The 13868-nt window shown below is 68.7% G+C and carries 13 protein-coding genes; 1 reads left to right on the top strand and 12 read right to left on the bottom strand.

The features are described from left to right. Position 1 precedes the first annotated feature (1 nt). The 11 genes from ACPJW8_RS16300 to ACPJW8_RS16250 all read right to left on the bottom strand — a co-directional run bounded on the left by ACPJW8_RS16300 (position 2) and on the right by ACPJW8_RS16250 (position 10548). Complete coding sequence (locus ACPJW8_RS16300; protein WP_330189301.1) at positions 2–487, bottom strand: hypothetical protein; 486 nt, start codon at positions 485–487, stop codon at positions 2–4. Next, on the bottom strand, positions 484–1044 hold the full coding sequence (locus ACPJW8_RS16295) for a phage tail protein (protein WP_330189302.1): 561 nt from the start codon (positions 1042–1044) through the stop codon (positions 484–486). The genes ACPJW8_RS16300 and ACPJW8_RS16295 overlap by 4 nt, the downstream gene beginning before the upstream one ends. Then, a complete protein-coding gene (locus tag ACPJW8_RS16290) occupies positions 1037–3694 on the bottom strand; it encodes a baseplate J/gp47 family protein (protein WP_330189303.1) in 2658 nt (885 codons plus the stop codon). The genes ACPJW8_RS16295 and ACPJW8_RS16290 overlap by 8 nt, the downstream gene beginning before the upstream one ends. Beyond that, positions 3691–4125, bottom strand: a complete 435-nt coding sequence (locus ACPJW8_RS16285) for a GPW/gp25 family protein (RefSeq protein ID WP_330189304.1) — start codon at positions 4123–4125, stop codon at positions 3691–3693. Before ACPJW8_RS16285 ends, ACPJW8_RS16290 begins: the two co-directional genes overlap by 4 nt. Continuing rightward, positions 4122–4460 carry a hypothetical protein gene (locus tag ACPJW8_RS16280; RefSeq protein ID WP_330189305.1) on the bottom strand — a complete coding sequence of 113 codons (339 nt, stop codon included), beginning with the start codon at positions 4458–4460 and terminating at the stop codon, positions 4122–4124. Before ACPJW8_RS16280 ends, ACPJW8_RS16285 begins: the two co-directional genes overlap by 4 nt. Continuing rightward, positions 4460–5989: a phage baseplate assembly protein V gene (locus ACPJW8_RS16275; protein ID WP_330189306.1), complete on the bottom strand. Its 1530-nt coding sequence runs from the start codon at positions 5987–5989 to the stop codon at positions 4460–4462. The genes ACPJW8_RS16280 and ACPJW8_RS16275 overlap by 1 nt, the downstream gene beginning before the upstream one ends. 10 nt (positions 5990–5999) lie before the next feature. Beyond that, the gene (locus ACPJW8_RS16270) at positions 6000–6761 is read right to left on the bottom strand and encodes a hypothetical protein (RefSeq protein WP_425256368.1); all 762 of its coding nucleotides are present in this window, start codon (positions 6759–6761) and stop codon (positions 6000–6002) included. A 1-nt stretch (position 6762) separates the two neighbouring features. Further along, entirely contained in the window at positions 6763–6945 is a 183-nt protein-coding gene (locus tag ACPJW8_RS16265) for a hypothetical protein (RefSeq protein ID WP_330189308.1), read from the bottom strand. 1072 nt (positions 6946–8017) lie between these two features. Next, positions 8018–8509 carry a phage tail protein gene (locus ACPJW8_RS16260; RefSeq protein ID WP_330189309.1) on the bottom strand — a complete coding sequence of 164 codons (492 nt, stop codon included), beginning with the start codon at positions 8507–8509 and terminating at the stop codon, positions 8018–8020. Between the two features lies 1 nt (position 8510). Beyond that, positions 8511–9842, bottom strand: coding sequence for a phage tail sheath family protein (locus ACPJW8_RS16255; RefSeq protein WP_330189310.1), 1332 nt, complete (start codon positions 9840–9842; stop codon positions 8511–8513). Positions 9843–9855: 13 nt separating this feature from the next. Next, on the bottom strand, positions 9856–10548 hold the full coding sequence (locus tag ACPJW8_RS16250; protein WP_330189311.1) for a hypothetical protein: 693 nt from the start codon (positions 10546–10548) through the stop codon (positions 9856–9858). Between the two features lie 210 nt (positions 10549–10758). On the opposite strand from ACPJW8_RS16250, the gene ACPJW8_RS16245 reads away from it, so the two are divergent. Next, complete coding sequence (locus tag ACPJW8_RS16245; RefSeq protein ID WP_330189312.1) at positions 10759–12939, top strand: MMPL family transporter; 2181 nt, start codon at positions 10759–10761, stop codon at positions 12937–12939. On the opposite strand, the gene ACPJW8_RS16240 is transcribed toward ACPJW8_RS16245, so the two are convergent. Next, a complete protein-coding gene (locus tag ACPJW8_RS16240) occupies positions 12902–13834 on the bottom strand; it encodes an NAD-dependent epimerase/dehydratase family protein (RefSeq protein ID WP_330189313.1) in 933 nt (310 codons plus the stop codon). The genes ACPJW8_RS16245 and ACPJW8_RS16240 overlap by 38 nt on opposite strands. Positions 13835–13868 lie beyond the last annotated feature (34 nt).

Below are 13868 nucleotides of genomic sequence, written 5' to 3'. Positions count from 1 at the left end.
GTCATCCTCCTGCTTCCATTAGCTGCAAGGTGCAGCCGCCCACGGACGGGCAGGTGACGCCCAGCCGCCCGCCCGAAGTTCCAAAGGTCAGCGGAATTTCCTCTCCCGCTTCCACGTCCTGTTCTATCCGGCTGTCCTGGACGAACAGCTCTATGGCCACGTCCTGCTGTGGAACCAGCGTTCCGCGTTTGGTAGGTGGTCCAAGGCCGAACGCGGCGCCAAAGTCCCGGACCACAAACACGCAGGTCCCGGTGACCTTCAGCAGGGACTCCGCGGCCGTGCAGTTTCCGCCGTTGACTTCCAGGTCGGCGATCATGAGTTCCGCGCCGCCGGCCACCCCGCTGAAGGATTGCTGCCACTCCTTGGCTGCATCGCCGTCGTCGTCGTTCCCTCCTCCGCAGCTGACGCCTGATACCAGCACCAGGACGGCGATGACCGCGCACACCCCGACAACGATCAGCGGCTTCCGGCTCTCGCTTCCGCTCATGGCGCGGCACCTCCTGGGCCGTCCGCCGGCAGCACCATGATCGCCGCTGTGACATGGGCGGGTTTGGTGCCGTCCACGATCCGCCGGATCAGGTCCACCTGACCCTCTGCCGCGGACGGCACGCCCACCAGCATGTGGAATGCCCCCGGCACCGAGCCCACCGTGAAGCCGCGGACGCCCGTGGCCAGATGCAGGAACCGGACCAGCCCGTCCACGGTTCCGCGCCGCGCGGACAGCTGCGAGGCTGCTGCGATCAGCTCCCGCTGCCGGGCCAGCGGTATCTCCGCACCGGCTGATCCTGCCGCTTCCGCATCGGGCAGGATCAGCCAGTCCAGGTCCACCCATCGGGAAAGGAACGGAACCAACGACGACGGCACCTGGCCCGGGTGCGGAATCGTCGCCACTGCATCAAGGATGTTCCGGACCGGCCGGTGCAGGTCCTCGGCCACCGCCAGCAGGGCGCGCAGCGGAGGGCTGGCGGTGGCGGCCACCTGGAAGACCTCAGGCAGCACACGCGCCAGTGCGGAATCTTCCGCCCTGAACTCCAAGTCAGCCATGGCTGTGCACCACCTCGATCCGGTGCTGTCCGGAGCAGAACAGCCAGGTCTCCGGGAGGGTCACCACGTCCTCCACCACGCGCCGGCTGCAGCTTTGCCAGGACCCGGTGAGGTCGGTGCTCCGGAACACTCCCTTGGGTCCGGCCGCCAGGATGACTGTGGTGCCGCCGTCGGAAGCCCCGGAGCCGGTAAGTACCGCCCCGGAGACAGAACGCACGGGCTCAAACCGCGTCCGGTCGCGCAGCGGCAGCCCGCAGTTCACGTCCGGCACGCTCCACTGCGCGGCGGCCTCGTCCAGCTGGAGCCGCAGCACACCGCCGCTTTGAGTTGCCGCGTACGTGGCGTTGCCGGCAACGTGGACGCTCCAGCAACTCCCGCCCGTCCATCCGGCGCGGTACTCTTCCCACGAACCGGCCAGCGATTCAAGCTGGGTCCGGGCCAGTTCGTCGATCTTCAGGCGCAGGCACCCCGTTCCGCTGCCTTCCGGGGTGGAACGGCCCAGCCAGATGTGGGTTGAGGCGCCGTCGTACTGGATGGCCATGCAGCGGATGTCTTCGCCGGCGGCCTTGATCTGCGTAAACGAGCCCGCGGCGCCGGCCTCGGGCGAGAGCCAGATGCCCGCCGACGCCTGCGCCGCCACCACCACGGCCGTCCGGCCCCGTACGTCAACAAACGCCTCCACCGCGTAGAACCCGCGGTCCGGCTGGGCGGCATCCACCAGGTTCTGCACGGGGACGGCGCCGGCACCCATGGGCAGTTCGTACAGCCCGTGCTCCCCGGCCAGCAGCAGGACGGGTGTGCCCTGCCGGTCCACCCAGCAAAGATCCACGACGCCGAATCCCAGTTCAGCGGCCCGCCGCCAGGACTCTCCGAGGTCCTCGCTGACGTAGATCCGCGATCCGTCCGCCTTGGCAGTGGCCACGGCCACCATTCCCGGATACTTCTCCGGCCCCAGCCGGCCCGGTGCGGGGGAGCGGAAGGGGGCAACGCTGCGGATGGTTTCGGACGGTTCCCCGGAACCGCCTTCGGAACCAGCAATGTCACCAAACTCCGCGCACGCCTCCCAGCCGTCAGCGGCGTTGGTGGTCCGGAACAGGGTGCCCTGCTGTGCGACGAACCAGGTCCGGGCCTGGCCGTCCGCCTGCACCAGGCCCACGGCGTCGCTGTCCGGAACCTTGTCCACCTCCAGCCGGACGCGGTCCACGTACTGCACTCCGGGCTCGGCTTCCTCCATGGCCCGGTACAGGTTGGACACCCGCAGCGGCCGGCCAAACCCCGACCCGTAGCCGGAGCCGCCCACGGTCAACGGGCTGATCGCGGCGGACAGCCTGCCGATAATCCGTGCCTTGACGGCCCCCGGGTCCTCGTCGCTGCGCACCACAACCCGGGCATCCACCAGCACCTGCTTGTACAGGCCCCACCGCACCACCGGTTCAGCGCCTACAGTGGACCGGCGCCGGAGGTAGGCCTCAACCTCGGTCCGGACCTGGTCCCGGGCGTGCGCCTGCAGTTCCTCCGCCTGAACCGGGACGCGGTCCGGATCGGTGTCCTGGCCCGCGGGTCCGTGACCCGGAACAAACGGCACCAGCACCACTTCCACCTCGCCCGGGCGCGCGAAGCCCCACAAATCCCTGCGGGTAAACGCCCGGGCCCGGGCCACACCGCCATGCCGGGTTGCCAGTACCTCGTAGTCCCGCACAGTCACCGCACGTTCCCGGGCCTGGAAATCCTGCGGGGCCCGGCGCAGCGCGTTTTCCACGCTCTCTCCGTCCCGCCCGCCGGTTGCCGGATCCGGGTTGGTCACCCGGACCCCGGGCACGGGTGTGCGAAGGACGGTGAGCTGGCCGGCGGCCACGTTGCCACGCTCGCCGCCCCCGGCCCGGTACCACGCGCGGACCTCAGCCCCGGCAGCAGGGACGATCAGGCCGGGGCTTCCAGCGTCCGCCCCGTCCCACCACGGGAACATGGCCACCCCGGCGCTGCGGTCGATCTTCACCGCTGCCTCGCCGGGCTCGGCGTCGGCGAACGCCTCCACCTCCCGGCAATAACGGAACCGCTTCCCCTCCACCAGGACAGCCGCGCCGCTGGCCAGCCGGGTGCCCTCCGGAACCTCCATGGCGATAGCCAGGCCCGCGCCGGACACTACCGGCGCGTTCGGAATCTCGAAGTTCTGCCCCGGACGCCCGGTCCCGACGCCGATCCGTACGGCGTCGTACAGCGTCACGTCGGCTGCGGGGACCAGGACGCTTGCGGAACCTGAGGCAATCACGGCCGCAGCCGTCGTCGTAAATACGGGTTGCGGCGCTCCGGGAACTCCCGCAGGGCAGCCCACCTGGGTGCCGCGCGGGATCTGGATTTCCTCCGTGCCCGGCGTGGCCCGGCTGAACTCCAACAGGGTCTCCGCCGTGCTGGGCGGGTGGAGGCTGGTGCCGATGAGGTTCAGGAACACGGCATACAGCTTTTCCGGCACCCTGTTGACCCGGTACAGCAGGGTTTCGGTGACAAAGGCGAAGGCTTCCAGGATCACGATGCCGGGATCGTGCACCGAGAGGTCCGTCCACTCCGGATCCACCTGCCGGATGCGCTCGCGGGCTGCCGCCACCAGGTCCGCGAAGTTCCGGTCATCGAGATTGGGCACGGGGATACTCATGGGGCGCCTCCGGAAGCAACGGGCACGGCAATGGCGATTTCGTCCTCAAGTTCGGTGGTGCGGACCCGGTAGCGAAGCCGGACTTCCAGGAGCTCCGGCGTTTCCGGCGAGCGTCCGGCGTCGAGTGAGACAACGCTGATCCGTGGCTCCCACTGCTCCACCGCCCGTGCGACGTAGTGGATGGCCAGGCCCGCGGTGGTGTCGTCAGCCGGGGCAAAGACCAACCGGAACAGGTGGCAGCCGTAGGTGGGCCGGTTGATCCGCTCGCCGGGCCGGGTGCTCAACAGCAGCAGCAGTGCCTGCCGGACCGAGGCCGCATCCGTGACCACGCCCAGGCGTCCCGCGGGTGTGAGGCGCAGCCCGGGCACTCCGGAGGCGGCATCGAAATCCGGGTGGATAAACGCGATGGACCGGTACCGGGGGCCGCTCATGATCCCGCCTCCACAAACAGCTGGCCAGGCCGGCGCACGGTGTACTTCACGGCTCCGGGCGGTGTACCGTCCGTAAAACCCTCCACCGTGTCCAGGCACACCGCCTGGCCGCCGATCCGCACAAACCCGGAGTAACCCGTCCGTACCACCAGGGTTTTGGTGCACGGCTTGATGTTGATTCCGACGTTGGGGCACATGGCGATGTCCCGGCCCTGGGGATCGTGATCCACCAGCACCGGCAGGCCGGCCACCCGTACCCACTCCTGGGAGGGCACGTTGGCCACGATTCCGTCGTGCCCGCAGCGCAGGATGGCCTGGGTGACCAGCAGTTTCATCAGGCCTCCTCAAAGTCCACGGTTTTTGCCCGGATGGTCATGGCTTTCCCGGGAGCCTCCAGCAGCAGGTCAGTGGCCGCCGTGATCCGGAGCCTGTTGGGGCCAAGTTCCACCGTGGAGCCATGGCCGTTGCTGAGCCGGATGGTGTGGGCATGCCCGTCCAGCTGGACCTCCTGGCCGTCCCGGGTCCGGAACGTAAAGCGGCCGTCCCGGGGGCCGCTGACCTGCGCGTCCGGTGGCTGCTCCGCGCCGAACAGCCCGCCCAGCACAATGGCCTGGCACGGATCGGACGCCGGCAGCAGCACCAGCACGGTGTCATCCGGACCCGGCGGCGCCACCATCCCTTTGTCCGCCCCGGCGGCCGCATACATCACCGGTGTCCACGGCGTTTCCAGCTCCGGATAGGCCGGCAGCCGCACCCGGGCCCGTCCCCGGCCGTCCGGATCGTCGACGTCGGACACCACACCCAGGGTGAAGACGTCCGGCTTCCGCTCCGGAGGGGGAGCCGGCGGGAGGGTGGAAACGGTGGTTTCGTACCCGGTACCGTCCAGCCGGTGGGTCACGGAGGTCACCGCGTACGTTCCTTCCAGCCGTTGCGCGATCCCGCGGACCCGAACGCGGCCGCCCGCCCGGAGCCGTGGATCGCCGTCGGCCACAAACACGGCGCTGACCTGGCCGGCGACCCGGACGTCCAGTTCCGCCTGGGCCAGTTGGTCGGCGAGTGCTTCCGAGGCCAGTGGCTCGTTGTCCCGCAGCAGTTCGCCGCCCGCGCCCACGGAGGCCAGGGCCGGGTCCGCGCTGACTGACGGCTTGGCGTCGCTGCTGCCGGCGCTGGCACTTTGCGGGGACGCGTCGTCGGCCCGCCAACCGGCGGTGCGGGCCCCTGCGAAAGCGGATTCCTGGCTGACCTCCACCTCGGCCGAGTGCAGGCTGGCGCCCAGTTCCAGCTCCAGCGGTTCGCCTTCACCGGACAGGCCCGGCAACCGGAGCGTGCGGTCGTCCACCACCGGGTACACCCCCACCCGGGCGCTTTGCTCCACCAGCAGGCTCAGGTCCGAGCGGGCGCACTGGAACACGTCTCCCAACGCCGTCCCGCCGCCGGTGACCTGCAGGCCGGTGCCTTCGCAGAGGATGCCGGCCAGCCGGGCCAGGTCAGTGTCCGGATGGAACCGGGTGAACTGGCGCTTCCGCAGCCGGTGCAGGGCGTCGTAGGCGCGGACCCGGAGCTCCTGGGACAGGTCGGCGCCGTAGCTGTACTCCACAACTGTCACCTCACCCACAAACAGGGGTGCGCGGAAGCCTCCCACCTCAACGCGGAGCGCGTCCCCGGGAACGGGATCAACCCCTGACCGTCCCCGGGAGCGGCTGCCGGATCCGCCCGGCCCGGGCCGCCAGCTGACCAGGCACTGGGCCGGCCGGGCCAGGGTACTAAGGACCTGCACGGAGGTGATGGCGGCGGTTTCGGACGCGGTGAGCCGCCGCCGCCCGAGGGTGACGATCAGTTCCGGCAACCCCTGGAGCTGCCTCATCACAGGTTCCTCACGGCGCTTCCCCCAGCGGCGGTACGGCCAGCGGTCCGGTGAACCGGGCGGGGTCATCCACGTTGTTGTACTCAAGCAGCAGTTTCCACAGCAGCGGGGTGCCAAAGGCCGCGAGGGAGAGCCTGCCCAGCTCACCGGGCGGGACCTCGGGAACCGTGCTCCCGACGTCGGGCCCCCCTTCGGCGGCGAGGGCAGTGCTGCCGTCCCCGAGCACCGGGAGCGTGTCCACCGGCGCCGCTGTCAGGTCGACGGCGGGAAGGCGTTGGGCGAGCTCGTAGTTTTCGCCGCCTTCCTCGTCGGCACTCTGGCCCACGCGGACAAAAACCATCCGCATCCAGGAGCGCAGCGGCGAGCCGTCGGGAGAGAACCTGTCGAAGCGCTCCGCCACCTCCGTCACGATCCCCGGGACGTTCCAGGCCCGGCCCCACACAAAGCGGACCGACGGCGGCCGCCGCTGCCGTTCCACCTCCGCGCTGTTTTCTGCGAGCGCCCAGATGGGCCGTGTCATCTGCCGCACGTCCTGCAGATGGAGGTTTGACGGGGCGAGGTCCACGTCAAACAACAGGTCCAGCCGCAGCTCGGTATGGCCGCCGCCGGTGAACAGCAGCGGATCGTCAGCCAGTCCGGAGCCGGTGAGCTTGCCGCCGGCGGACCTGCGCGGTTCCACGCCCGCCGTCCGGGTCATCACCACGGTCTCCGGGTTCAGCAGGCAGCCCAGGTGCTCGCCGGTGTCCTCGATCAGGAAAGCCACCCGTTCCATGTCACACCGCCCGCTGCTCGTCGCGGAGCCGGAGAGTGCGGGTCAGCAGGTGGTCGACGCGTTCCGGGAGCAGCGCCGGTGCCTGCTGCGCCCGGGGCTGCGGGAGATCGGGCCATTGACCGGCCAGGGCAGGCCGCGGCGTTGATTCCGCCTTTTCCACGTCTGCCGGTACGTCTACGGGCACGGGCAAGGTCACAGGCAAGGCAGGGCCGACGACGGCGGGACGGCCTTCGTTGCGGTCTTTTAGTCCTTGGGGTGGCCGGGGTATCCGTGGCCGGGTCAGGTCAGGGGCCTCCGTTTTCGGATCCAGGATGTTCGGGCGCGGGGCCGGCAGCCTGGTGGCGGGACTGGTGGACGGGGAACCCGGTGCTGCACCCGGTTCCTGCCGGCTTTCCTGGCTTTCCCGGCCTTGCGGACGCTCCCAGCCTGCATCCATCGGCCGGTGCTCGGGGACCCGGTCTTCCTGCCGGGGATGCCGTGGGGGTGATTCGGCTGGGCCAAGCGGGAAGCGTAACGGCTCAGGCAAGCCGCTTCCGGCGGGAGGACTAACGGTGCCCGGGGGTGGCCCGGCAGCGTAGGCGCCGCCGGGCACGGCCAGGGACTGTTCCCTGGCTGCGGGAGCCTGGCGGTTCACGGGGTGATCGATCGGCTCCTGGCCAGTACCTTTCCTTGCCGGATTTTCCGCAGCATGCCGGCCGATTATCAGCCTCGGAAGTCTCCGTGCCGGTGTTTCCTGCGGCTGTGGTGCACGCGGCCTTGCTTTCGGCGACCCCGGGCCGGGATCCGGTGGTTCCGCCTGTGGGTGTCCTTCCCCGGAATCCGGTTCCGCCGGAATGGCACTGCCTGTGTCCCGGGGAACAAGCTGCCGAACGGCATGATTATCAGGATCCCAGCCCTCAACGTCCGCCCGGGCAGCCGGAGTGCCGGCCTGCCGGGGTCCGTCCGGAACCAGCCCGGCCTGGCGCAGGAGATTCACCCAGTGCTCGGGGGCGCCGGCCACGTCGAACCCCCGGCCCGGCCTGGACCCGGCATCCGGAAAGCTGGCCGCCGGAAACCCGGCCCCCGGAAAGCCGGCCCCCGGAAAGCCGGCCCCCGGAAAGCCGGCGCCGGCAATTCCGGCCCCACGAGGACCGTCCCCGGCGCTCCCACCCTGACTCCCGCCGTCGTACGTTTTGTCCCGAACAGAAGGCTCCGGCGGTGATTCCCGGGCGGGGCTCAGGCTGTCTGCCGCCAGCCGCAGCCAGCCGGCGGCAACGCTACGCCACCGGTGCCCGGGCATCATCGAGCTCCAGGCGGTCATAGGCAATGCTGAGTGATTCGATGGCCAGGTTCTTGCCTAACGCGTCCAGGGGCGCCCCGAACCAGTCGCAGGGCCAGGCGCCGATCAGGTTCCACCGGCGCACTTCGGCGCTGCCGGCGTCGTTGAGCATGGCGATGGAGACGTTGCGGCGTTCCACCTGGCCCTCCACCGCGCGGAACAGCCATTGCAGCATTTCGGTGGAATCGGTCAGGCCATATTTCAAGGTGACGGGGGAGTACTCCACCTGCCCGGGAATCACCCGGACGGCGCTGTTCTCTCCGCCGGCGCGGAACAGGATCCGGCCAATGGACATGCCCAGGCCCTCCACCTTGGTGAAATGCCCCTGGACCACGCCCTGGATCACCACCTTGAAGTTGAAGTCGCGGTAAGGGGTGACCTGGACACCGGGCTGGGCAGACGGTGGAGGGGTGGTGGGTTGCGTGGTCATCTTAGGCTCCCGCGGTTTCTATCTCGGTGGTGTCAGCGGATTGCATGAGTTTGAAGATCACGAACTCGGCCGGCTTCACGGGCGCAATGCCGATCTCCGTGATGACCTGCCCCGCATCCCGGACACTTGCCGGGTTGTTCTCCTCATCGCACTTCACGTAAAAGGCCTGTTGCGGAGTTGTGCCCAACAGGGCTCCGTCCCGCCACACGTTGGTCAGGAACGCTCCCACGTCCCGGCGGATGGACTTCCACAGGGTGTGGTCGTTGGGTTCGAACACCACCCAGCGGGTTCCTTCGGCCACGGATTCCTTGATCATGTTGGTGAGCCTGCGGACGTTGATGTACCGGTATTCGCTGGCCTCCGGGGCCTTCGTCCGGGCTCCCCAGATCCGGATTCCCTCGCCGGGGAAGTAGCGGATGCAGTTCACCCCGGCCGGGTTGAGCACTTCCTGCTCACCGCGGCTCACCCGCCGGACCAGGTCCAGCGCACCTTGGATCGGCTCGTTCGCCGGCGCTTTGTGGACCCCACGCGTGGCATCCACCCGGGCCCACACACCGGCAATATGACCCGACGGCGGCTGCGTCACCTTCTTCCCGGACACCGGATCGATCATCACGATCCACGGGTAGTACAGCGCCGTGTAGCCACCGGGGGACTGCGGGGCCCCGGCCGCGTCATCCCGGCCGGAACGCCTGCCCGACGACGGTGCTGTCGCAGGGTTGGGTGGAGCCGCTGCGGGCTTGGGCGGGTCACCTTCTGAAGTGCCGGCGTCGGGCGTCTCCTCGGTTTCGCTGCCTTCGTCGGCGTCCGGGCTGCCTCCGCCATCCTCGTCCGGAACCCCGGAGGTGGACGCCCGGGTGAGGGTGCCGACGTCGTCCACGGTTTCCGCGGTGTCCAGGATGGCCATCCTGTCCTGCCGGAGCGGATGCTCCACGTGTTCCTGCAGCGCGGCATAGGCCTCGGCGCCGGAGAATCCGGGAGCGGCCACCATGGAAATATCGTCGATGGCCTCCAGCAAGGAGAGGCCGGAAGGCTTGGCGGCGGTCCCCGTGAGGCTCCCGTCCTTGCCTACGTTCACCACATAGCAGCGGCCGCCGCCGTTGGCGAAGAACCCGTACACGGCGTTGGAAAGCGGGGACCCAACACCGGCCTTGCCCACAAACCGGTCAACGAACTGGCTCCAGTTATCCAGCACCACCGCCTCGTGCCGGAATGCCGAGTCGTCCGGCGCCACCCCCACAAACGCCGCGATGCTGGTACTGACCTGCCCTATAGGACGGGCGCCGCTGGGTATTTCCTGTACATACACTCCAGGCGCCAGATAGTTCGCCATGGTGCGCTCCCTTTCATTCCCACCGGAGGGTTACCGGCAGGGTTCTGGTGGTTGCTGTGAGTTGCCGTTCGGTGCCGCGTACGGCCACGGCGAAATTCTGGAGTTCGTCTGCCGAGGCCAGGACCTCGAATCGGCCGGAGTCATCGCTGACTACGGCGTTGGCGGATGAATGAACGCGGATCCGCGCGTGAGCGATTCCGTTGTTGTGGCTGTCCAGGACGCGGCCGCTGATGGTGCGGCCGGCCTCCAGCCGGGTGATCAGGGGCTCGCGGACCGGCGGGCCGGATGGTTCCTCCAGGCGCACGGAAACGGGAATGCGGACCAGGAAGCCCAGCGTTTCCCGGCCGCTGCCGATTGGCGTCTCCGGAACCGGGGCCGTGGCGTACTGGCTGTGATGTTCGACGGCGAGCAGCAGCTTTTCCAGGTTGTCCAGTTGGTCCGGTCCCCGGCATTCAATGCGGGCCGTCAGTTCCAGGTCAAGTACGGGTCCGTCGCGGCGGGAGCGGCCCACACGCGTCAGGGCCGTGGGCCGGATGGTGGTCCCAGAAGGGTCGTCAGGATCATCGGATTCTCCGGATCGGGAGCCGCCGGTGGTGCCGTCGGTTGTGCCGCCTGCGGAACCGTCGTCCAGGGTGACGTGGTCCGGGGCAATGGCGTTGTTGAGCAACCCGACGAGCTCGGTCAGCGAGGTTCGTACAACGCCCATTAGAAGGCCCCCAGTCCACAGCATTTCACGCAGAGCGGATGGCCTTAGGGTACTCCTTGACAGTGCGTGCCGTCACTGGCTTGGGATGAAAAATTCCATTCGGTGTAAAAAGAAATTTCAGGTGTTGCCGGTGATGCCCAGGACGCGTGAGCAGCTCAACTATTGAGTCAAAGTTGTATGGTGATTCGACTGCGAAAGGTCCTACATCACGTGAACCCCACTCTGCGCCACAGTGACCGTACTCCCGTCTGGCTCCGCTGGGTTATCCCGGCCGTGCTGGTGCTCACCTGGCTGGCCATTGCGGGAGTGGGTGGCCCAACCTTCGGCAGGCTGGATGAGGTCTCCTCCAATGACCAGGCCTCCTTCCTGCCAGCCAGCGCCGAGGCAACCGTCGCCCAGGACTGGCAGGCGAAGTTCCGTGATTCGGACGAGATCCCCGCGGTGATCGTCATTGAAGGCGCCGACGCCTTGACGCCGGCCCAGCTTGGCCAGGCCGCCGCGCTGAAGCAGCAGATCGAAGGGCTGGCGCTGGGCAGCACGGTGATCGGACCCATTCCCTCCGAGGACGGGAAGGCCGTGCAGTTCATCGCGCCCATCGCCGAATCGGACCAGCTGAGGGAGTCGGTCCAGGAGTTGCGTGACCTGACGGCGGACGCGGCGCCGGAAGGGATGCAGGCCTTCGTCACCGGTCCGGCCGGCCTGACCGCGGACCTGGTCAGCGCGTTCGCCGGGATCGACGGCATCCTCCTGCTGGTGGCCCTCGGCGCCGTCTTCGTGATCCTCCTGATTGTCTACCGGTCGCTGCTCTTACCCCTGGCTGTGCTGCTGACCTCCGTATTTGCCCTGTGCGCGGCCATACTGCTGGTGTTCGGCATGGCCAAGCTGGGCTGGATCCAGTTGAGCGGCCAGAGCCAGGGCATCCTCTCCATCCTGGTGATCGGCGCGGCCACCGACTACGCGCTGCTGTACGTGGCCAGGTTCCGTGAAGCCCTGACCCACACCACCAACCGGACGGCCGCCGTGCTCACGGCGTGGAAGGCCTCGTTTGAACCCATCCTGGCCTCCGGCGCCACCGTGATCATCGCCCTCCTCTGCCTGCTGTTCTCCGACCTGAACTCCAACAAGGCGCTGGGGCCCGTGGCGGCGGCCGGCATTGTGTGTTCGCTGTTCGGCGCGCTGACGCTGCTGCCTGCCCTGATGGCGCTGCTGGGCCGTGCCGCCTTCTGGCCGTTCATCCCCAAGCTGGTTCCGGCCGGCGAGCGTGAGCCTGAACTGGTGACAGGGCTCGAAGGGCAGAAGGGGCTTTGGCGGGCCACGGGTGCCCTGGTTTCGCGGCGCCCCCGCACCGTCTGGACCGCCTCGGTCCTCCTGCTCGTGGCCGCGTCCGCCGGGGTGCTGCAGCTTAAGGCCAATGGCGTCCCGCAGACGGACGTCATCCTCACCGCCTCCAACGCCGTGGACGGCCAGGACGCACTGGTGCGCCATTTCGACGCCGGCAGCGGCAGCCCCGCCGTCGTGGTGGTGGATGAAGGTAAGGCAGCGCAGGCGCTGGAGGCAGTGGAAACGTCCGACGGCGTGGGGCAGGCGTACCTGCTGGCGCCCGGTTCGGTGCCCATCACCGGAGCCCCCGGGACTCCCAGCGCCCCGGACGTACGGGAGGGGAAGGTGCTGATCAATGCCACCCTGGATTACGCCGCGGACTCCGCCGAGGCGGAGGGCGTGATCACGAGCCTCCGGAGCGACCTGAAGGCCGTGGATCCTGATGCCTTGGTGGGCGGGGTGACTGCCACGGCGCTGGACACCAACACCACTGCCCAACGGGACCTGGCCGTGATTATCCCGATCGTGCTGGTGGTGATCCTGCTCATCCTGATGCTGCTGCTTCGCTCAGTGCTGGCGCCGGTGCTGCTGGTGCTGTCAGTGGTGCTGTCCTACGGCGCGGCCATGGGTGTTTCCGCGCTGGTGTTCAACCACGTCTTCGGCTTCCCGGGCGCCGACGCTACCGTTCCACTGTTCGGCTTTGTGTTCCTGGTGGCGCTGGGCGTGGATTACAACATCTTCCTGATGAGCCGGGTCCGGGAAGAGTCCCTCAAGCACGGCACCCGGCCTGGCATCCTCCGCGGCCTGGGCGTGACCGGCGGCGTGATCACGTCCGCCGGTGTGGTCCTGGCCGCCACGTTCGCGGCCCTCGGCGTTATCCCCATCATGTTCCTGGTGCAGCTGGCGTTCATTGTGGCCTTCGGCGTGCTGCTGGATACCGTCCTGGTCCGCTCGCTGCTGGTGCCGGCCCTGGCCTACGACATTGGGCCAAAAATCTGGTGGCCCGGAAAGCTGGCCCGGCCGGAGGCTGCGGCTACTTCGCCCCGGACCCCCGCCACCAGCCCACGGTAGCCGCCGCCGCATCAGGCAGGGGAGTGGGCTTCAGCCCGAACGCTGCCTGGCTGGCTGCGGAGTCCATAACAAACGGCTTCTCGAACTGGTAAGCCATCTCCGCAATCTCCCTGAGATCGGCGGAGAACAGTCCGACCAGCCGCAGCACCGGGCCCGGGATCGCCGAGACACCCTTCAGCGGTTCGCCCGCGGCATCAGCGAACGAGGCAGCCAGCTGCCGTTGCGTGACGGCCGGAAGCGTGGGTGCGTGCCACACCTTGTTCCACAGTTCCGGCGCCTGGGCGGCGCGGATCATGGCGGCGGCCAGGTCCGGAACGTAGGTGAAGGAGTGGGGCTGGCGCGTACTGCCGATCACCTGCAGCCGCTTCCCGGACAGTACGGCAGACAGCATGCGCTCGCCGCCGTGGGCCATCAGCACCCGCGGACCGAAGAAGTCCCCGGCCACCACGCTCACCGTATCCGTAACGGACGCTGCCCGGGCGGCCAGGAGCGCCGTCCGCACGCCCCTCTTGCCGCCGGTGGCTCCGCGAGGGGAAGCCTCTGTCATCACGCGGCCGGGCTCGCTGTAGGAGTACAGGCTTTCGGGGAAAATTACGACGGCGCCGGCCTCCTTTGCAGCGGCGAGGACCTTCTGCTCCGCCCGGGGAAGTTCGGCCTCCCAGTCTTTGGCGTTGTAGGCGGCGTGGATGCAGTGGAACACGGCGGTGGCGCCCGCCATCAGCTGCCGGAGTGCTGCGGGATCCTGGACGTCGGCCCTGACCCGCTCCACGAGCGGGTGGTCCGGGCCGCTGCCGGACCGGGTGGCGATCCGCACCGTTTTGCCCTGGTCTGCAAGTTGTTCCGCGATGGTCCAGCCGACGGGGCCGGCGCCGGTAACTACGTAAAGATCGCTCATGATGCTGTGCCTTCTGCTGGTGATCTGCTGGTGA

The organism is Pseudarthrobacter sp. J47, assembly GCF_049810315.1.
Classification (GTDB): Bacteria; Actinomycetota; Actinomycetes; order Actinomycetales; family Micrococcaceae; genus Arthrobacter.
Note: the sequence above shows the minus strand (reverse complement) of the source record. Positions and strands in the feature narration are given on the sequence as shown.